22 protein-coding genes are annotated in these 17,756 nt (G+C 71.2%); 12 read left to right on the forward strand and 10 right to left on the reverse strand.

Annotated features, from left to right (window positions below; translation table 11 throughout):
• Positions 1-29: 29 nt before the first annotated feature.
• From ACFY4A_RS18120 to ACFY4A_RS18165, 10 genes are all read right to left on the reverse strand, one after another.
• Positions 30-956, reverse strand: a complete 927-nt coding sequence (locus ACFY4A_RS18120; RefSeq protein WP_390830405.1) for a hypothetical protein — start codon at positions 954-956, stop codon at positions 30-32.
• The gene (locus ACFY4A_RS18125) at positions 946-1,194 is read right to left on the reverse strand and encodes a hypothetical protein (protein ID WP_390830406.1); all 249 of its coding nucleotides are present in this window, start codon (positions 1,192-1,194) and stop codon (positions 946-948) included. The genes ACFY4A_RS18120 and ACFY4A_RS18125 overlap by 11 nt, the downstream gene beginning before the upstream one ends.
• Positions 1,195-1,298: 104 nt before the next feature.
• Positions 1,299-1,559, reverse strand: a complete 261-nt coding sequence (locus tag ACFY4A_RS18130) for a hypothetical protein (protein ID WP_079088144.1) — start codon at positions 1,557-1,559, stop codon at positions 1,299-1,301.
• A 333-nt stretch (positions 1,560-1,892) separates the two neighbouring features.
• Complete coding sequence (locus ACFY4A_RS18135; protein ID WP_006143169.1) at positions 1,893-3,407, reverse strand: hypothetical protein; 1,515 nt, start codon at positions 3,405-3,407, stop codon at positions 1,893-1,895.
• 28 nt (positions 3,408-3,435) lie between these two features.
• Positions 3,436-3,888, reverse strand: a complete 453-nt coding sequence (locus ACFY4A_RS18140) for a DUF6238 family protein (protein ID WP_390830407.1) — start codon at positions 3,886-3,888, stop codon at positions 3,436-3,438.
• 55 nt (positions 3,889-3,943) lie between these two features.
• The gene (locus ACFY4A_RS18145) at positions 3,944-5,416 is read right to left on the reverse strand and encodes an SCO6880 family protein (RefSeq protein ID WP_390830408.1); all 1,473 of its coding nucleotides are present in this window, start codon (positions 5,414-5,416) and stop codon (positions 3,944-3,946) included.
• An 81-nt stretch (positions 5,417-5,497) separates the two neighbouring features.
• Entirely contained in the window at positions 5,498-6,880 is a 1,383-nt protein-coding gene (locus ACFY4A_RS18150; RefSeq protein WP_390830409.1) for an ATP-binding protein, read from the reverse strand.
• A 37-nt stretch (positions 6,881-6,917) separates the two neighbouring features.
• A complete protein-coding gene (locus ACFY4A_RS18155) occupies positions 6,918-7,613 on the reverse strand; it encodes a hypothetical protein (RefSeq protein WP_383318753.1) in 696 nt (231 codons plus the stop codon).
• Positions 7,613-7,927 (reverse strand): DUF6112 family protein, encoded by a 315-nt coding sequence (locus ACFY4A_RS18160; protein WP_006143162.1) that lies wholly within the window; start codon positions 7,925-7,927, stop codon positions 7,613-7,615. The genes ACFY4A_RS18155 and ACFY4A_RS18160 overlap by 1 nt, the downstream gene beginning before the upstream one ends.
• A 140-nt stretch (positions 7,928-8,067) precedes the next feature.
• The gene (locus ACFY4A_RS18165; protein ID WP_390830410.1) at positions 8,068-9,201 is read right to left on the reverse strand and encodes a C40 family peptidase; all 1,134 of its coding nucleotides are present in this window, start codon (positions 9,199-9,201) and stop codon (positions 8,068-8,070) included.
• A gap of 515 nt (positions 9,202-9,716) precedes the next feature.
• Between ACFY4A_RS18165 and ACFY4A_RS18170 the strand changes: the two genes are divergently transcribed.
• From ACFY4A_RS18170 to ACFY4A_RS18225, 12 genes are all read left to right on the forward strand, one after another.
• On the forward strand, positions 9,717-10,472 hold the full coding sequence (locus ACFY4A_RS18170; protein ID WP_390830411.1) for a DNA-methyltransferase: 756 nt from the start codon (positions 9,717-9,719) through the stop codon (positions 10,470-10,472).
• Positions 10,473-10,724: 252 nt separating this feature from the next.
• Positions 10,725-11,267, forward strand: a complete 543-nt coding sequence (locus tag ACFY4A_RS18175) for a DUF4913 domain-containing protein (protein ID WP_061915836.1) — start codon at positions 10,725-10,727, stop codon at positions 11,265-11,267.
• Positions 11,264-11,749: a hypothetical protein gene (locus ACFY4A_RS18180; protein WP_390830412.1), complete on the forward strand. Its 486-nt coding sequence runs from the start codon at positions 11,264-11,266 to the stop codon at positions 11,747-11,749. Before ACFY4A_RS18175 ends, ACFY4A_RS18180 begins: the two co-directional genes overlap by 4 nt.
• 18 nt (positions 11,750-11,767) lie before the next feature.
• Positions 11,768-12,466: a hypothetical protein gene (locus tag ACFY4A_RS18185; RefSeq protein ID WP_390830413.1), complete on the forward strand. Its 699-nt coding sequence runs from the start codon at positions 11,768-11,770 to the stop codon at positions 12,464-12,466.
• Positions 12,467-12,482: 16 nt separating this feature from the next.
• Positions 12,483-13,223: a hypothetical protein gene (locus ACFY4A_RS18190; RefSeq protein WP_390830414.1), complete on the forward strand. Its 741-nt coding sequence runs from the start codon at positions 12,483-12,485 to the stop codon at positions 13,221-13,223.
• A gap of 147 nt (positions 13,224-13,370) precedes the next feature.
• Positions 13,371-13,697 (forward strand): SH3 domain-containing protein, encoded by a 327-nt coding sequence (locus ACFY4A_RS18195; RefSeq protein ID WP_388232700.1) that lies wholly within the window; start codon positions 13,371-13,373, stop codon positions 13,695-13,697.
• A 95-nt stretch (positions 13,698-13,792) separates the two neighbouring features.
• Positions 13,793-14,275, forward strand: a complete 483-nt coding sequence (locus ACFY4A_RS18200) for a hypothetical protein (RefSeq protein WP_390830415.1) — start codon at positions 13,793-13,795, stop codon at positions 14,273-14,275.
• Entirely contained in the window at positions 14,272-14,715 is a 444-nt protein-coding gene (locus tag ACFY4A_RS18205; RefSeq protein ID WP_390830416.1) for a hypothetical protein, read from the forward strand. The genes ACFY4A_RS18200 and ACFY4A_RS18205 overlap by 4 nt, the downstream gene beginning before the upstream one ends.
• A gap of 10 nt (positions 14,716-14,725) precedes the next feature.
• Positions 14,726-15,139 carry a hypothetical protein gene (locus tag ACFY4A_RS18210; protein ID WP_006143149.1) on the forward strand — a complete coding sequence of 138 codons (414 nt, stop codon included), beginning with the start codon at positions 14,726-14,728 and terminating at the stop codon, positions 15,137-15,139.
• A 42-nt stretch (positions 15,140-15,181) separates the two neighbouring features.
• Positions 15,182-16,024, forward strand: a complete 843-nt coding sequence (locus ACFY4A_RS18215; RefSeq protein ID WP_006143148.1) for a winged helix-turn-helix transcriptional regulator — start codon at positions 15,182-15,184, stop codon at positions 16,022-16,024.
• On the forward strand, positions 16,021-16,524 hold the full coding sequence (locus tag ACFY4A_RS18220) for a regulator (RefSeq protein WP_390830417.1): 504 nt from the start codon (positions 16,021-16,023) through the stop codon (positions 16,522-16,524). The genes ACFY4A_RS18215 and ACFY4A_RS18220 overlap by 4 nt, the downstream gene beginning before the upstream one ends.
• A complete protein-coding gene (locus ACFY4A_RS18225; protein ID WP_390830418.1) occupies positions 16,521-17,756 on the forward strand; it encodes an MFS transporter in 1,236 nt (411 codons plus the stop codon). The genes ACFY4A_RS18220 and ACFY4A_RS18225 overlap by 4 nt, the downstream gene beginning before the upstream one ends.

Consider the following 17,756-nt stretch of genomic DNA (forward strand, 5'->3'; position numbering starts at 1 on the left):
GTGTTCCTGGAGGGAAGCGATGGTCCGGGTCAGCGCGCGTTCCGCGGCTGCGCCGGCGGGAGCACTCGCGGGGGAAGGGACGGTGTACGGGCCGGGCTGGAGGGCAGTCGCGGCGCCGACGCGAGCGGGGTGAGGGTCCGCATCCGGTCCTCGGCCACGTGCAGGACCTCTGCGAGGTTGCGGATCTCGGCGGCGGCGTCGGCGAGGTCGTAGGACAGGTCGAAGCCGTCGTCCTCCTCCGCTTCCTTGGCCTTCTCCCCGACTGCTTCGAAGAACTCGCCGAGTTGCGCCAGCAGGCCGTCGGTGGGCTCCAGGATCTGGTGCAGCAGGGCAGCGGCATCCGCATGCGACTCGGCTCCATTGAGCCGGTCGGTCAGAGCGCGCAGCGCGTCGCCGTAGATGTAGATGGGAGCGTCGTCGGGTGTGCCGGGGACGTCACGGGCCTGGGGCGGGGGCGTCGGCTGGGCTGAGTGCACGTGTGGGCTTTCGCCGGGCAAGACGGGGTGCGGCAGCAGTCCGAGCTGGGTCAGGCGGTGGTTGATCGTCTCGATCAGGGGCTGGGCGCTGCCGCCGTGGCGGGCTTCGGGCCGCTGGGGGGCACCGGGGTCGTCGGAGGGGGCCGAGTCGTAGAGGACCTCGAACAGTGACGGGTCGTCGGGGTGCTCACGCGTCGCGATCCAGCCCTCGGGGTCTCCGGGCGGGCGCTCGGAGGACGGCTCCTGCGGCGGACCGATGATCAGGTAACTGTCGTCGGGGAGCGAGACGCGCACGATGTAGGCGCTGAGGCCGAACTCGATGTCGCACTGCAGGCCGCGCGCCCGCAGCGGCGTGGTGATGTGCGCGTGGCGACGCCACAGCTCCTGCCACCACGGGGTGTCCACGTTGCGGTGGTCGGGAAGCGGTGCGAGCGAGGCGACGCGGCGGGAGTCTGGGGTGCTCGCTTCGTCAGCGGCCACGGTTCCTCCCGCGGGAGGAGGCGGGCGATCGGTGCGGTGGAGGCGTCCGTCCAGCGGGGGTGACTCCCGGCTGCGACTGCTGACTGAAGCCGAGTTCGTACTCGTCGTGGGTGGCGATCAGGTCGTGTTCCATCTGGGCTTCCTGGTCGGCGACCTGTGCCATGAGGTCGTCGAGTTCGGCTCGGCGTTGTTGGTATTCGGCCCATTCGGTGGGGTTCAGGTGAGGGGGACGTTTCAAGCTGACTCCGTGTGCAGGCGGTGGCGGTGCCGTGTCGATCAACAGTGGTGGTCCCTCGCAATCGCGTTTGCGAGAGTCGGGCGGGACTGGAATCGCAGAGAGAGCTATCGGCGGGGCGCGGTGCCGGGGGACGGAGGAGCGGGTGGGACACCTGCGCTGGCCCCAGGCTGGCCGCCGGTCGGTGTCGCGGGGGTGGGGGCCGGGTCGTAGGCGGCGCGCAGCCTGCTCAGGCTGGCCTCGTCGGCGAGGGCCAGGACCGACAGCGCCCGGCTGGCCGCCGTCATCAGCAGGTTTGAGGGAGATCCCTTGGCCGCACCGCGGTTTTCCCGCCGCCACCGGGCGGCGGCGACGAGGTAGTCGCTCACGGCGCGCAGTGCAGGTTCGGCGGCGTCCAGGAAGTGGTCGGTGACTGCTTCGATCTCTGCCGGAGTCTGAGCCGCGGCGAGGGCGTCCAGGTAGGGGGTGAGGTCGGGTGCGGGCCAGGGCTGGTCCGGCAGCGGATGCGCGTCGCGGAAGGGCTGCGCGTCGCGTCGCGCCCACCGCTTCAGGTCGCCGAGGGTGGCGAGGTTGTACCGGGCGGCGTGGATCTGGTCGGCGTCGCGGCCGACGTTGTCGTACAGGTCGAAGTCCGGGTCACGCGGGGAGATACGAGAGTCCTTCGATGGGGTGTTGTCAGGATTCGTGAACTAGACGCTTTTTCAATGCATTCGGGCGTCGGTGTCGAAGAGCGCCAGCTCGTTGGGATGCAGCAGGTGCTGGACGATGAAGGATCTGCCAGCGACTTTCCACAGACCACGGCCCCGGTTGAGGTGCGCGATGGCGTCCATTTCCACAGAGGTCAGGCCGAGCAGGGCGGCGGCGGCGTGGAGTTGGTCGGTCTCCTGGCGGTAGATGATCCGGGTGCTGCAGTCGGCGAGGAGGCCCTCGGCGAGGGCGCGGCCTTGTGATCCGGCGTCGCCGGCGGTGAGCAGGTCGGACAGCCGGTGGATCACCATGAGGTTGGCGATACCGAGGCCGCGGCTGAGCTTCCACTGGGCCTGCATCCGCTGCAGCAGGCCGACGTGCCGCATCAGTCGCCACGCCTCGTCGTACACGATCCAGCGCCTGCCGCCGTTCGGATCGGAGAGGGCGGACTCCATCCAGGCACTTGCGCAGGTCATGGCCAGGACGAGGGCGGTGTCGTCGCCGGATCCGCCGAGGCGGGACAGGTCGATGGTGAGCATCGGCGCGTGCGGGTCGAAGGCGACGGTGGAGGGGGCGTCGAACATGCCGGCCAGGTCACCGTGGACGAGGCGGCGCATCGCGTGGGCCAGGTCGCGTGCGGCGTCGCCGAGCTGGCCGGACATCATGCCGGCGGCTTCGTCGAGCGCACTGGGGTTGTTGAGGGTGGCGGCGACGTCGCCGAGGAGTGGGGTGCGGCCGGTGGCGGTGGCGCGGGTGACGACGGCGTCGAGGGCGACGTCGAGGGCGGTGTGCTCCATGGGCATCAGGTCCCGGCCCAGGACGGTCCGGGCGAGGGAGCCGAGCAGGAGCAGGCGCCGTTTGCGGATCTCGCCGACCCAGTCGGCCTCCGTGACGCTGTCCGGTCGCGGGGCCGCGTCCAGGGGGTTCAGGCGTCCGGGCAGTCCGGGGCCGAGAGCGACGGACCGGCCGCCGAGGGCTTGCGCCACCGGCGTCCACTCGCCTTTGGGATCACAGGGGACGTAGACGCGGTAGCCGAAGGCCACCGAGCGCAGCGCGAAGGACTTGGCGAGCGCGCTCTTGCCCTGGCCGATCACCCCGGCGAGCAGGAGGTTGGGGTTGGTGAATCCCTCGACCTTGCCGTACAGCGCGAACGGGTCGAAGACGAACGACGCTTCCGCGTGGACGTCGCGGCCGATGTAGATGCCCTCGGCGCCGAGCCCGCCTTCGGCGAGGAAGGGGTAGGCGCCGGCGGCCACGGCGGTGGTCATGCGGTGGGCGGGCAGCTTCAGCCGGTTGTTGCGCGCGGAGGCGGGCCCGGGCCGTCCGCTCGGGGGGTAGAGCGGAGCGGGCATCTCGTGCTCGGCGGGTGTGCTCTCGGCCTGGTGGGCGGTGGCTTCGGCGCGGGCCTTGGCGGTGGCTTCGGCGAGCTGGCGGCGGGCTGCCTTGCGGCTGGCCCGGTCGGTGCCGTGGGGGGTGAACAGCGGGCTGGCGGAGGCGCGGCGGGCGCGGCGAGCGGGCCGGTGGCTCATCGGAGGCCCTCGATTCTGCGGGTGGTGCTCATCGCACGCAGGCCGCGGTGTGCGGGCGGAGGTCGGTGGGGGTGGTCTTGCGCCGGATGCTGTGCCCGGTGGCGAGGTGGCGTTGGCAGATGGTCAGCACGGGCGGCCCTTCGGGCAGCCGTTCCGGATGGCACGCGCTCGTCTCGGTGTCTGCCTGCGCTGTATTGCCGGGCAGCAGGTGGAAGGCGGCATGGATCTCGGTGGCGGCCTGCCACAGGCGGGTGTGCGCGGTGGCGAGGTGGCGGCCTGCTGCAGGATGCGGGGGCCCTGCTACCTCGACCAACTGGTCGATGAACCGGTGTAGTTCGGTGAGGTGGGCGTGGAGGGTGTCGAGGTGCCCGCGATCCGGGGGCGCGGCACGGTTGAGTGCACGAGCGTGGTGGCGGACGCCTGCGGTGGCGGCCCGAAGGTAGGGGTGCGCGTCGGGCGCGCTGGGACGGGGATGGATCAATGGGAGGTCCTTGCCGCCAAAGAGGCGGGAGCGGGGTGTGGGGGCGAACTGGCAGCTACAGGGTGGTGCGGGCCAGGGGGAGTGCGGCAACGGCGAACGCGTCGGGCTGCTGGTAGTTCAGCCGTCGCAGGTCGACGCCCGAGCTGACGGCGTGGGTCTCGATCTGGGCGCAGGCGGCGTCCAGGAGGGCGTCGGTCTCGGCGGTGACGGTGACGAGGCCGGTCAGGGCGACGTCCGCGTGTCCGGCGATGAGCTGGCGCTCACGCTGTTTGACGTCGGCGTACTCGACGGAGTCTTCCTCGCTGTCGACCTGCCCGCGGCGGGCGCGCTCGTTGGCGTCGGCAATGATCGCGGCCTTCTTGCGCTGGACGTCCCGCAGCGCGGACTCGAGCCCCTGCGGTACGTAGATGAGGGACAGGCTGCGTCGCACGCCGGCCGTGAACATGAGGCCGTGCATGAAGCCGGCGTTCGTCTCGGTGCGGGGCCAGTTCTCCACCCAATATGTGGCGTGCCGTGCGCTGTCGGTGGCGAGGCGGTCGTACTCCTCGACCTGGACGACGGGACCTGCGGCTGCGGGATCGGCCTCGGCGCGGCCGGTGTCGGACCACTGCTGGAGTGCGGCGAGGGCCCCCGGGTCGTAGGCGGTGCGGATGACGGCGGCGATCTCCCGCGCGGTCAGCCACCCGGTGACCATCAGTCCGGCGTTGCGGGCCGCCTGGGCGATGGACGCGGTGGTCTGCTCCATGACGGTGAACGCCCCGGGCAGCCCGCCGCCGGCCTGCGAGATCAGCCGCCGGGCGGCCTTCAGATCGAGGGAGATGGCGAGGTAGGTCTCGTGGGGTGCGGCGGCGGGACCGGCCGAGGCGACCAGTTCGGAGTAGATCTGTCCGGCGACCGGTGTCTGGGGCTGCCCGTTCTGGGCCCAGTGGCGGGTGAGGGTGTCGCCGCTGTCGGGGACGGTGCGTTCCAGCACCTGCACGGTGGCGATGTGCCCGGTACGGGCGATGCCCGCGAGCGCGCGTCCCCAGCTGCCCACGTTGTGGTTCTGGGTGGCGGGGTCGAGGAGGGCGAAGGCGCGGCTGCTGACCCGGGCGATGGCGGTCAGGGTCTGCCGGTGCGGGTCGTGCACGGCCGCGGCGCCGTTGGCGGAGTCGCCGGGGGTGACCACCTTGAGGGAGGCGGCCGTGCCGGGCAGGTGGAGGACGCCGTCCTGCCGGGGCCGGGTGACGGGCCGGGCGAGCCAGAGCGTCTGGCCGGTGCGTCGGCGCTGTGCGTAGCGGGCGACGATCGGCGCCCAGTCGATCAGGGAGCGTCCGTGCCGTCGGATCACAACGAGCGCACCGAATGCCGCCCACAGCGGTGCCAGGGCGACGGCGCCGACCAGCCCGGTGGAGACCACCGTCATCAGCAGCAGCGCCAGCGTGCAGGAAACAAGGATGAGTTGGGGCAGGGAGAGGCCGAGGAGGATGCCGCGGCGGGACCGGTGCGGAAACTTCACCGTGACCGGGGCGACGGAGAGATCAGTCAAGGGGCGGGTCCTGAAAGGCGCGGGTGGAACCCGGGGGCGGGAGGTGGCGTGCACGTCCCGCCCCCGGTAGACGGCAGGGGATCAGAGGCCGGTCGCAGGCGGCGGCGGTGAGGCTGTTCCGCTGGGCGTGGCGTTCTGTGCCCCGGGGGACGGTGGTGCGCCCTGCGGCGGCGGGGTCGCGGTCGGCGGCACTGACTGCCAGCCGCCTTGCTGGCCGGACGCGGCGCTCGCGCCGGATCCGCCCGGCCCCGGGCTGCCGCCCACCTGGCCGCTGGTGTCGTCGGAGACGCTCGTCGGCGCGGGCTGGACGGCCTTCTCCAGGCCGGACTTCATGGCACCGCCACCGGGCGAGCCGCCCGTTCCGCCCCCCTGCGAAGCGTCCTTGCTGCCGCCGCTGTCGCCGGTGGGGTTGGCGGCGATGTCGCCGGGGAATCCGCCTCCGCCTGCGACGTCGGGGCCTTGCGCGGCGGCGACACCCGCTCCGGCTGCCGCGCCGCCGGTTCCGGCGGTGGCTGCTGCTGCCGCGGCCTTGCGGGCGGCGTTCTCGGCGTGGGCCTTGGCGATCTGCGCTCCTGCGCCGCCGGCGCGGTGGATGGACTCGCCGTCGGTGCCGTCGGCCGCCCAGTGCACGAACTTGAACACGGCATACGGGCACAGCAGCACCAGGATCATGATCACGATGCCGGACATGACGTCGGCGAGGGCGGCGATGCCCTCGGTGGCGTCGGTCTTGCCCATGGCGGCGATGCCGAGCACGAAGATCACAGTCATCAGCAGCTTGCTGACGACCAGGGTTGCGGTGGCTTCGATCCAGCCCTTGCGCCAGCGGCGTGCGACCTCCCAGCCTCCGCCGGCCGACGCGAAGACGGCCAGGGTGACCATGACGAGGATGCCGACCTTGCGGACCATCATCACGCACCAGTAGAGGAAGGCGCCGATGGCGGCGCCCAGACCGACGACGACCGGGACGAGCCAGCCGAGTCCGGCCAGGGACCCGATCTGGCTGACCCTCACGATGCGGCGCACCGCCGACTCGATGCTCAGGTGCGCGGTCTTGAACAGGCCGTCGCTGACGGCGTCGACGACTTCGACGGCGACCGTGGTCAGGGCGATGGCGCAGAACGCGAACAGGACCCCTGACATGGTGCCGGTGAACGCCTGGGTGAGGGCTTGTCCGTCGCGTCTGACAGCGGCCCGGACGAGCTGCGCGCAGAAGGTGGCGACCAGCAGGACCAGGCCCAGCGGCAGCAGCATCTCGTAGTTGTCGCGGAACCATCCGGCGTTCAGGTCGACCCTCGTGGTGGTGTTAACCGCCTTGGCGGCCAAGTCCGCCGCTGCCGCAGCCAGCTCACCTGCGGACTTCGCCATCCAGTCACCGATGGCCTTGCCAGGGTCCGAGGCGAAATCGACCGCGTCGCCGACGGCACAGAGCTTGTCCGCCAGGGGGTAATCACAGAAACCCACGGGGAATTACTCCTCCTTGTCTCGTGTCAGGCGCGGGTCACTGCGTGACGCTCGGAGCGATGGCGGCCAGGGCACAGTCGTGGCCGGGGCGGCACTGCACCGCGAGGGTCACGGCGCGGTCCTCGGCTCCGCCGCCGCCCTTCTTCCAGGCGATCTGCTGCTTGCCGTTGACGGTGACGACGTAGATGTACGCCTCGGTGATCGCCGAGGGGTCCTCGGCGAGGGCCTGCTTGAACGCGCCCGGGTAGTGGCCTTCGGTGACGCGGGCGGTGGCGTGCTGGTCCTGGTCGGCCATCCGCGACCACAGCAACGGATCAGGGACCTGGCCGGACACGGACGCCCAGTCGGCGTAGGTGGGCTCCTTGGTCATCCACTCGCGCATGCCGGCGAGCTGCTGGTCGCGGCTGGTGTCGCGGGTGTCGTAGGACCACAGCATCTGGGCTGCTGCCTTGGCGTACGCGACCGGCTCGGAGATCTGCGGAGGCTTGGGCACGGAACCGGAGTCGGCCTCGGGTTTCGGGGCGGGGGCCTCGGAGGAGGACGGGCTGTGCGTCGCGGCCGGCCCGGCAGCGGTCGGATCCCGGTGGGCGTTGCCGCTGCCGGACAGCCAGGCGACGGCTGCGGCGATGGTGAGCAGGACGGTGACGACCAGAGCGACGATGGCGATGCGTCGGTTGGCCGACCAGCCGACGCCGTAAGAGGACAGCGAGAGGGTGGGGAATCGGTTCCGCATCAGTGGACCTGCGAGCCGAGGGTGGAGAAGAACGCGACGATTCCGTTCGCGGCGCCGAGGCCGAGGGCGGCGCCCGCGGCGACGACGGCGCCCTTCTTCCCGTTGGCCTCGGCCTGGTGGCCGCCGGTGTGGTGGCCCCATGCCCACACGCCGAGCGAGACGGCGAGGGCGCCGACGACGGCGATGATCCCGAACATGTTGATCGAGTTGACGACGTTCTTCAGCACGCTGAGCCCGGGCAGGCCGCCGCCCTTGGGCGAGATCCCTGGGTCGTAGGCGAGCTGGATGACGCGGTCTGCGAGAGGGAGGGACATAGGTGTGGCGGGCTCCTTGCATACGCGGGCCAGACGAGGGGCCGGCGGGGGGAGGGGAAGCAGAGGGGGTGGGGAGATGCGCTCGGGGAGCGGGAGATCGCCGCGGCGGCCGGCCTGGAGCGGTGGCCCGGGCGGTGGCGTCAGATGACGCGGCGGGCGGCGAGAATCGTCCAGTCCTTGATCGGGGTGATCCGGACCGGCTTGGTGGTGCGCGGTGCCTCGATCACGAGGCCCTCGCCGATGTACATGCCGACGTGCTCGGGACGGCTCGCGGTACCGCGGCTGAAGATGAGGTCACCGGGCTTGAGCTGGGCGGGCGAGACTGCCTTGCCCTCGTTGACCTGCGTGTACGTGGTGCGGCTGAGGGTGACGCCGGCGTGTGCGTACGCCTGCTGCATCAGCGAGCTGCAGTCGCAGCGGCCCATCGGGTCGGGGCCGTGGGCGTTGGTGCAGGAACCGCCCCACTGGTAGAGGGTGCCGAGCTGGTGCATCGCCCACTCGATGGCGTTGCGTGCCTTCGGGTCGGCGTCCTTGGGGATCTTGTATCCCTTCGGGACGCTGCCCTCGGGGATCGGGCCGAAGCCGGAGCCGTCCTGGCCCGGAGAGCAGCCGGGACTGCCGGCTCCCAGGTCCTTGCCTGGGTTCGGCTCCTTGGCGTCCTTGTTGTTGCCGGCGCCGGGGAAGGTCTTGGCGATGGCTTCCTGCAGCGCGGTGGCCAGGTGCTCCCACTGCGCGTAGGCGTCCGGCAAGCCGGACTGCTGGACGGCTTGGGCGGCCTGGGTGACGGTCATCTGCTGCCACCCGTGCACCTTGAGCAGGTGCTTGTAGAACTGCTCGCTCGCGTACGTCGGGTCACGGATCTGCTCGGCGGTGCCCCAGCCCTGGGAGGGACGCTGCTGGAACAACCCAAGGCTGTCCCTGTCGCCGTAGTTGAGGTTGCGCAGCCTCGACTCCTGCATCGCCGTGGCGAGCGCGATGACCTGGCCCTTCTTGGGGACGTCGAGGCTGATACCGGTGGCCACGATCGTCTGGGCATTGGGCACCTGCTCGGCGGGCAGGTCCAGGCCCTCGACGTGGACGTTCTTGCCGGACGCCCCGTCGAGGATCTTGGTGACCTGCTCGGCGACCTTGCCGGTGTTGATGTCGTTCAGGCAGATGAGGGAGCTGCTGCTGCTTTGAACGGCGTCCGCGGAGGACGCCATCATCATGCCGGTGCCGGCGAGCAGAAGCGGGGAGAGGAAGACGACGCCGATGCCGGCGGCGAGCGCCTTCAACCGGAGCGGACCGCTCGTGGGTCAGCGAGGTCGGGCAGGGGTGGGTAGCGAGACGTCATGAGCGTGTCCTTCGGGGGTGCGGTGTCCGGCGTGCCGCGTGCGCGAGGCGTGGTGGAAGGGCGCGGCGGCCGGGGTGGGCGATCAAGGCGGACCGATGTGGGGCGAGTTGCCGCTCGCTCCCAGCTGGCCGGGCCGTGAGCTAGGTGTGCCGGGGCAAGGGGGTACCTCCGTGAGGTGTGGCGGGGGAGTAGCCAGCGGCGGTGTGCGCCGGGCGGTTCAAAAACAGTAGATGCGGATTGGCGGTTGACCAAAAAGCTGGCGCGAGGTGCCGGAATCCGGCACCCTCGCACGGCACTTCTTGGTCGTCGGCGGATTCGCCTCTACAGTTTTTGGACTCCCCTCGCCTCCTCGGTCTGCGGCTCTGGGCTTCTGCACGCCCACTTCCGGCCTGCGAGGACTCCTGTGCGAGGCGGCTAGTTCCTCCCGTGAATCCGTACCCGAATAGGGGCCCCTCTTTGCCTTTTTCCCTTCACCAGGGCGACGCCCTTGCCGTTCTCTCCGGCCTTCCGGACGGCTGCGTCGACTCCGTCATCACCGACCCGCCGTACAACAGCGGTGGCCGGACCGCGAAGGAGCGCACCAGCCGCTCCGCGAAGCAGAAGTACACCTCCGCCGATGCCAAGAACGACCTCGCCGACTTCACCGGCGAGAACATGGACCAGAGGTCCTACGCGTTCTGGCTGACGCAGATCATGACCGAAGCGCACCGTCTGACGAAGACCGGCGGGACCGCGCTGCTGTTCACCGACTGGCGTCAGCTCCCGACGACGACGGACGCGATCCAGGCCGCCGGGTGGCTATGGCGCGGTGTGCTGGCCTGGCACAAGCCGCAGGCCCGGCCGCAGAAGGGCCGGTTCACCCAGAACTGCGAATTCATCGTCTGGGCGTCGAAGGGGGCGATCGACGGCTCCCGGAACCCGGTCTATCTGCCCGGCATGTACTCGGCGTCGCAGCCCTCGGGCGCGCAGCGCCGGCACATCACGCAGAAGCCGGTCGAGGTGATGCGCGAGCTGGTCAAGATCAGCCCCGAGGGCGGCACGGTCCTCGACTTCTGCGCCGGCTCCGGCTCCACGGGCGTGGCCGCTCTGCTGGAAGGCCGGGACTTCATCGGCGTGGAGAAGACCGAGCACTACGCGTCGATCGCGGCCGACCGGCTCACCGAGACGACCCGCCGGACCCTCACGCAGGACGACGTGGACCTTACCGGCTGAGCCCCGTCCTTGCCTGCTGCCAAGGCGACCGGCTCCCCAAGCGTAGCCGTCGGCGACATACCGCCGTAGTGGCCGTGCAGCTCCCGGATGGGCCGCGCGCAGACGCTTCCATCCTTTTCTCATCCCGTGTCTCGTAGGAGGCCGAGCTTTTCAATGCCCGAATCAACAAAGTCGCCTGACGATGGCGAGTTGGAGCCGGTTCGTATTCCGGATCGACAGCTGGAGGGAATCGAGGCGAGCGTGCGGCGGCTCATGGAGCAGTCGGCGCAACAGGCTCAGCAGCTCGACCACCTCGCGTCCGCCCCGCCGCCCAGCGGATCACCGTTCGCGGCCTTCGGCATGCCAGGACTCGGTGGGCCGCCTCCCGCCGCTCCACCGGAGCCCCGCCCGATCTTGGAACTCGATGGAGAAGAACGCGAGGACGAACTTGACGCCCTGTCCGACTGGGTGGATGACTTCTTCCTCCCGGTGTACGGGGCGGAGGTCACCACCGCGGCTCCCTGGTGCCTGCAGTGGCAGGAGCACGACGACGTGGTGGCCTGGCTCCACGCCCTGTGGCTCGCCTACCAGCAGCACAAGGATCCCGAAGCCGGGCTGTCCGGTCTGTTCGTGTGGCACCGGGACTTCCTCACCCACGCCGTCGCGGCGATCCGCGCGCCGGGTGGGCCGCTGTCGGCCTGCATGACCTCGCCCGACCGGCCCGCGCACCGCCTTCTGCCCGGCCCGCCGCCGTCCGTGCGCACGGAGACGGCGAACACGACACAAGCCGCCGAACCGGACGAGCCGACGTCATGACCGCGGGAGCGGGACAGCCCGCCTTCGCACTGAGCTTCGACCCCCGCGCGCTGACCGATCTCCTCCAGGCCCCCAGCGACATACGCGACCTCACCCTCGCCTACCTGCAGGAAGTCGTGAACGCGCAGCGCTTCGGCCTGCGTCTCGACGGTGACCTGGAGGGATTCAGGAAGCTGTTCGTGGACTCGCGCAAGGACTGGCGTGTCGTCTACGGCGTCCGCCCGGCACCCGCAGAGTCCGCGCATCCCAAGGAGATCCACGTCGTCGCCATCCGGCCGCGAGCAGGCAACGACGTCTACGACGAGGTCGGCCGCCGCCTGGGGATGACTCGTCGGCCGCTGAGCGCCCGCACCCATGCGGCACGCTCGCGTTCCCCGCAGCTGACCACCCGCGCTCTCGTACCCCGGCCCGGTCCGCCGCCCACCGCACTGCCGGGGCTGCCCCGTCCCGCCCCAAACCCCGCGCACCATCACACCCGCTGAACGCACAGAGGTCCGCCTATGCACCCTCCACCCGCGCCGGCACCCACCCGGCGTGCGGTCTCCCCGCTCGACCACCGCCTCCAAGCCGTCACCGGGCACGACGTCGACACCCTGTGGGCCTACCGCGACCGCGGCATCCTCGACGAGCAGCACGCCCACCTGGTCGACCGGCACCGTGAACTGGCCAAGGCCCAGACCAGGGTCACCTTCTACCTCCGGCTCCTCAACCGCCTGTCCAGCGGCGATTTCGACGTCGACAGCGCCCTGTTCACGCGCATCAACCGCACCGTGGACCAGCTGGAAGAGGCCACCGCCGCGCGGGACGCCGCGGCTAGGAAGGTGCTCGCCGCCCTGGAGCCCATCGAAGCAGCAGCGGCGGCTTGCACGCCCGACGCCCGGCAGCTCTCGACGGATGACCAGGCGGCGCTGCTCGCCATCGCCGGCGGCGCCAAGCTCTACGAACACCTGCTGACCGGCCGGATGTCCGTCACAGCCGCCTCCGGTACCCGCATCCCCCACGCCAAGCTGCAGCAGTTGGAGGATGCCGGCCTGGTCGTCCGGGACACCGGCCACGCCTTGCACGCCGGCCAGCCGGTCGCTCTCACCGATGCCGGACGGGCCGCGCTGCTCGCCGCCCGCCGGGCTCCCACGGTGCAGGCGCCGAAGGTCTCGGCTCGCCCCGGCGCGTCGCGGCCCACCCCGGCGCAGCGGCGCTGACTTCACCGAAAGGCTCTTGTTGTCTCCCACCGACCCGGCGCCGGACCGGAAGTCCATCCCCCAAGTCGACTTCGATCTGGACGACCTCGACGCCGACGAGGAGAAGTACCTCGACTTCTACCGCAAGGTCGCCGTCCACGAGGACATGCTCGTTCCCCTCGCCGAACACCACGACGGCCCGCACAGCTACTACGTCCTGTTCGACCGCACCGCCACCTCGGGACACCCTGGCATGCCGCAGGTGCTCGCCGTGCATCTGCAACGGGACCACGAGAAGCGGACGTTCAGCTTCGAGCATGCCCCTCTGCCGCTGCCCGCGATGGCACAGTCCTGGCTCATCCACCGTGGCTGTCCGCCCGATGCCATCGCCCTCGCCCCGCTGGGCCCGCCGCCGGCGGACGAGGCCACGCGAGCCTTGGAGCGACGCCTCGCCGGCGACGGCGACCACTACGCCATGGGCTACTCCTACACCAGCGACGACCCGGACGACATGGTCATCGTCGTGGCCCTGCGCGCCCTGGACGAGCGAGCCCCCTCACCGTGCCGCGTCGTGGTCGAAGAGGTCGATACCGAGACGTGGACGCACACCCTACGCGAGGGCGGCTTCGACACGCTCGGCGAGGCACTGCAGTGGTGCGACGACCGCCTCACCGGCCAGGCCGGCCCTCTCCCGCCGGTCCGCCCTGCAGCCGCCGCCAACCGCCAGGCCAGCTTGCCGAAGGCCCCTGCGCCGCGCCCACCGGGCCGCTCACGCTGAGCGTCAAAGCCGACCAGGGCGGCGCAACATAGCCGACGATCGCCGGTTAGCCAAACCGGCGAATCTCCGGACTCTTATACAGCCGCCGGGACAACACCCGCGGCACCTTCCCCGCAATCCCTATGCCTTCACGGAGGTTTCTTCCGCATGCGCTCCACCCGAATTGCCATATCCGCGGCCATGCTCGGCGCACTCGCTCTGCCGGTGCTGTCCGCCACCACCGCCAGCGCGACCCCTGCGAGCAGCTGCTCGTCCCAGCCGCCGCTGCCGTACGAGGTGCACACCGCGGCCGTGACCATCCGGTCCAAGGCCACCACGCATTCCACCGCGCTCGGCGTGCTCTACAAGAGCCACCGCTTCAGCGTGCACAAGAAGAGCGGCAACTGGCTCTACATCACGGACAAGACCACCGGGGTCAAGGGCTGGGTCTCCGGCACGTACGTCTACCGCGACGTCCGAATGTGCCTGGACTGACAGGCCCCAGCAGGTGCCCGTAAGCGGCTGAGTCACCGGGTACGGCAGCCCCTCCCACCCCAGGGATCGGCCTTTCCAGAACAGGAGATTTCCCTTTGCCCGATGGCATATCCGATGAGTCTGAGGATGTCGTGGGCGTGCTCACCGAACGGATCGAAGCGCGTTTCGGCATGGGCATGGAGCAGTTGAAGGCCGCGGTCGCCGCCGCGCCGACCGCGAATCCCGATGCCACCGACGTCGTCAAGTGGCATGGCCTTCTCGTCGAGGCCCAGTCCGTGCTGGAACGTGCGGAGGACGATCTTGTTGCTGCGCTGCAAACCCAGCCCAGCGAGGTCGACGATCCGACGATGGGCCTCGCCCACCGGGTGAACGCGGCCGTCACCGCCCGCGACGGCCGGGCCATGGTCGTGCGGTGGCTCCTGGACCCGGACGCTCCGGGGAAGAAGGACCTCGCCGCCCAGCGCCTCGCCCGCCTCCGGCCCCGCACCGGCCCGGCGGTGCAGACCAGCGCCCCCAACCGGCCTGCCGGCACAGCCGCACCGGCGTCGGCGTGGCGGTCGGCCAGGACCGCCCGATGAGCTGGGACAAGGCCAGCACCATGGACGCCGACCTGCAGAAGGTCTTCGGCAACCCGCTACCCGAGCTGTACGAGACGGCTGCCGGCCCAGGCGCCTCGCCCGCGCTCGCCCGTGCCCTGGAGCTGCGTTCGTTCCTGGCGCTCACCGAGGAGCAGGTCGCCCGCGTCCGCGACCGCGTCCACGCCGACATGGACCCGGACCGCGACATGGGCGAACTGTCGGCGGACAAGCTCCGCTTCGACGCGCAGTGGCTGGAAGCCGCACTGGAGGCCCGCGATGGCTACCGCGCCGCCCTCGGCGTACTGCTGCGCACCATGCCCCCGCCTGCCCAGCAGGCTCGGCCCGTACGAACGGCTCAGCTCAGGGCCACCGCAACCCTGCCCCCGTCTGCCGCCCCGGCACCGCAGCGTGCCGGGGCGGCCCGGGCCCGCCGACCGTGAAAGCCCACGCTTGCCCCACCTCACGTCCACCGACATAGCCGGACGGATCGAGGACTTGTACGGCGCGCCGCTCGCCGACCTCGAAGCCCACGCCCAGGACCAGCCGCCCGGCATGCTCTCCGCCCTGCTCGGCATGCACGACGACCTCGCCCTCGCCGAGCGCAGTATCGACGTCCACCGCGACCACCTCGCCCGGCTCATCCACCCCGAGCGGCAGATCGACCCGCACGAGGTCTCCCACCTCCTCGACGGTGCACGCCGGCTCGCCGAAGCCGTCGCCGTCCGCGACGTCCAGGCCAAGTCGGTCGCCGCCGTCCTGCAGAGCCTGGCCCGCGTCCCGGCCCCGACGCCTGCCCCGCCGGCTCCCTCGCCTTCCGTTCCAGCTCCGCCTCTACCGGTGCCGAGCCCGGCACACAGCCGCTGACCCAGGCGATCTCTCTCTTTCCTTCACCCAGGAGTTCCTCCCTTGGCCATCACCGCTCTGCCCCCTGACACCGACGCCGACATCGCCCGGGTCACCGAGGCCCTCGCCATGATCACCCCACGCTGGAACGTGAGGATCCTCCTGGCCCTCTCCGGCCCGCCGCTGCGCTACAGCGAGCTGGCGGCCAAGGTGTCCTGGCTGCAGAACGGCCAGCTCCACCCCAAGCTCAAGTCTCTGTGCGACGCCGGACTCGTCGAACGCACCGAACACACCGCACGGCACGTGAGCTACCGCCACACCGAACGTGGCGCGGCCCTGCTGCCAGTCCTGCCGGTGATCGTCACCTGGGCCGAGGAACACCTGGAGAAGGCGGACGGTCCGCTGCCCGCGATCGAGCAGATCGAGGACGGCCTCACCCTGCTCACCCGGCGCCACGCCGCCGCCATCCTGTGGGTGCTCAAGTCCCGACAGGAGGTCAGCGGCCGGGCTCTGGCCCGGATCGTGATGCCCAGCAGCGACTGGACCAACATTTATCCGCCGCTGCGGCAGCTCGTCGCCGACGGCCTGGTCGACACCGACGGCATCGGCCAGCCCTACCGGCTGTCCGCAGCCGGCGACGGCCTTGGCCCCGTGCTCGGCGCCCTGTCCGCCTGGTCCGCCGGGCAGAGCCTCGACCAGGCGGCTCAACACCCGGTCTGGGGACACCCGCAGGCGAAGCCCGCGCCGAGGCCGTGGCTCAGCAGCCAGCCACGGCCGACCCCCGCGGCGCTCCCACCCGCTCGCACGACCGCATCCTCTCCGGCGTGGCACCACCGCGATCTCTTCTCGCACGCTACGACCGCCCGCCCGAAGGCAGCCATCCCGGCGGGAGGCCCGCGCCGATGAGCACCCCCTTCACCCCTGCCGAAGTACGCCACGCCGTCGAACTTCTCGCCTCGCGCTCCTTGATCCGCCTGGTCACCGAGATCGACGACAACGGCGCCATACCGCCGCGACGGCTGGCCGGCACCCTGCCCGACCTCTCCACGCACCAACTGCGAAGCGCCTCCGACACGGCCCGCGCCCACGGCCTCGTCCGGATCGCATCCGGCTCCGGTCTCGAACTTACCGAGGCAGGAGCGGAGTTGGCCGACCTGTACGACGCGATGGCTCGCTGGGCCCGGCGTCAGGCCGTCCCGGCCCCCGTCTGCGAGTTCAGCCGCCGTATCCGGCACGTCCTCGACCTGTTGGCACCGTCGCTCTCCACCGAGCGCGCCGACGCTCTCTCTCCGCTGACCGGCGACGGTGCCGAGGCGGGGCTGGCCCGTCCCCGCACCCTCCTGATCCAGTGGCTGGCCGACAACCCCCAGGTGGCCAGGGTGCCCGAGCCAGAGCCGGTCGCGTGAGCGCAGCGGTCACACCGCGGCACGCACGCCACACCGGCGGGCTGATGCGCAGCATCTACCTGCCGCGCACGGCGGACGCGTTGGCGTTCACGATGTCCACCTACGGCATCCCGCTGCTTGTCCTAGCCACGACGCGATCCGCTGCGCTGACGGGCGCCGCCTTCGCCCTGGAGTGGATTCCGCGGCTGGCTGCGTTCGGGTGGGCCGGCTCGGTCGTTGACCGGCGCGGTGCCTCGGTGGTCTTCCACCTTGCCTCCCTGGGGAGGGCGCTGGCCCTCGCCGCTGGCGCGGTCCTGCTCCACCTCCACCCGTCCGGCACCGTGGCGGGCGCGACCGTGATGGTGCTGGCGGCGACGACCGGCGTGCTCACCGAGTTCAGCTATATCGCGGCCGAGACCGCGGGCGCCGCCGCCGGACGGCGAGCAGGACGGCGGGCCCACCGTGTCCAGGCCGTCCTGCTTGGCATCGACCAGACCGCAACCCTGGCCGGGCCGGCGTTCGCCGCAGTGCTCCTGCTCGCCGGGCCGCCGCCGATGCTCGCAATGATCAGCGTGCTCTCGCTGCTGGCTGCCATGCTCGCCCTGCGCACCCCGCCCTCGCCCGTGGCACCGGCCCGCGCGCCGAAGGGGCAGTCCGGCGCCGGACTGCTCACCGGGTGGCGCACCATCCGCTCGCTGCCCGCGCTCGGCTGGCTCGTGACCGGGCTGACCCTGTCCAACCTGGCCACCGGCCTTCTCCAAGCGGCCGGCCCCGTGATCGTCGTCAAGCACTTCGGGCAGTCCACCACCGCCGTCGGCCTCGTCTGGTCCGCCGCTGCCGCAGCGACGCTCCTCAGCGTCACATTCTGCCGGTTTGCGATCGACCGCCTCGGTCTGTGGCCGGTCGGCGCCGCCTGCGCCGCCCTCGCTTCACTCGGCTGTCTCGCCGCCGCCCAGGCCCCCGACTACCGGTCCTACCTCGTCCTAGTCGCGGTCCTCATGGCGGGCGAAGGAGGCATGACGGTCGTCCTGCGCACCCTGCGCTCCCGCCTGATCCCTCCGGAGAAGTTCGGCAGCACCCTGTCGGCGACCATCCTCATCCTCCTGCTGCCCTTCCCCGTCGCCGGCGTACTCACCGCGCTCACTCCGCCCGACGCACTGGGACACGTCATCACCGCATGCGCCGCCCTGCAGGCCATCGGCCTGTTCTGCTCCTTCGCCCGCCTTCGCACCGATCCCGTCCTGCGCACCTGA

Source organism: Streptomyces sp. NPDC001292 (genome assembly GCF_042896465.1).
Taxonomy (GTDB): domain Bacteria; phylum Actinomycetota; class Actinomycetes; order Streptomycetales; family Streptomycetaceae; genus Streptomyces.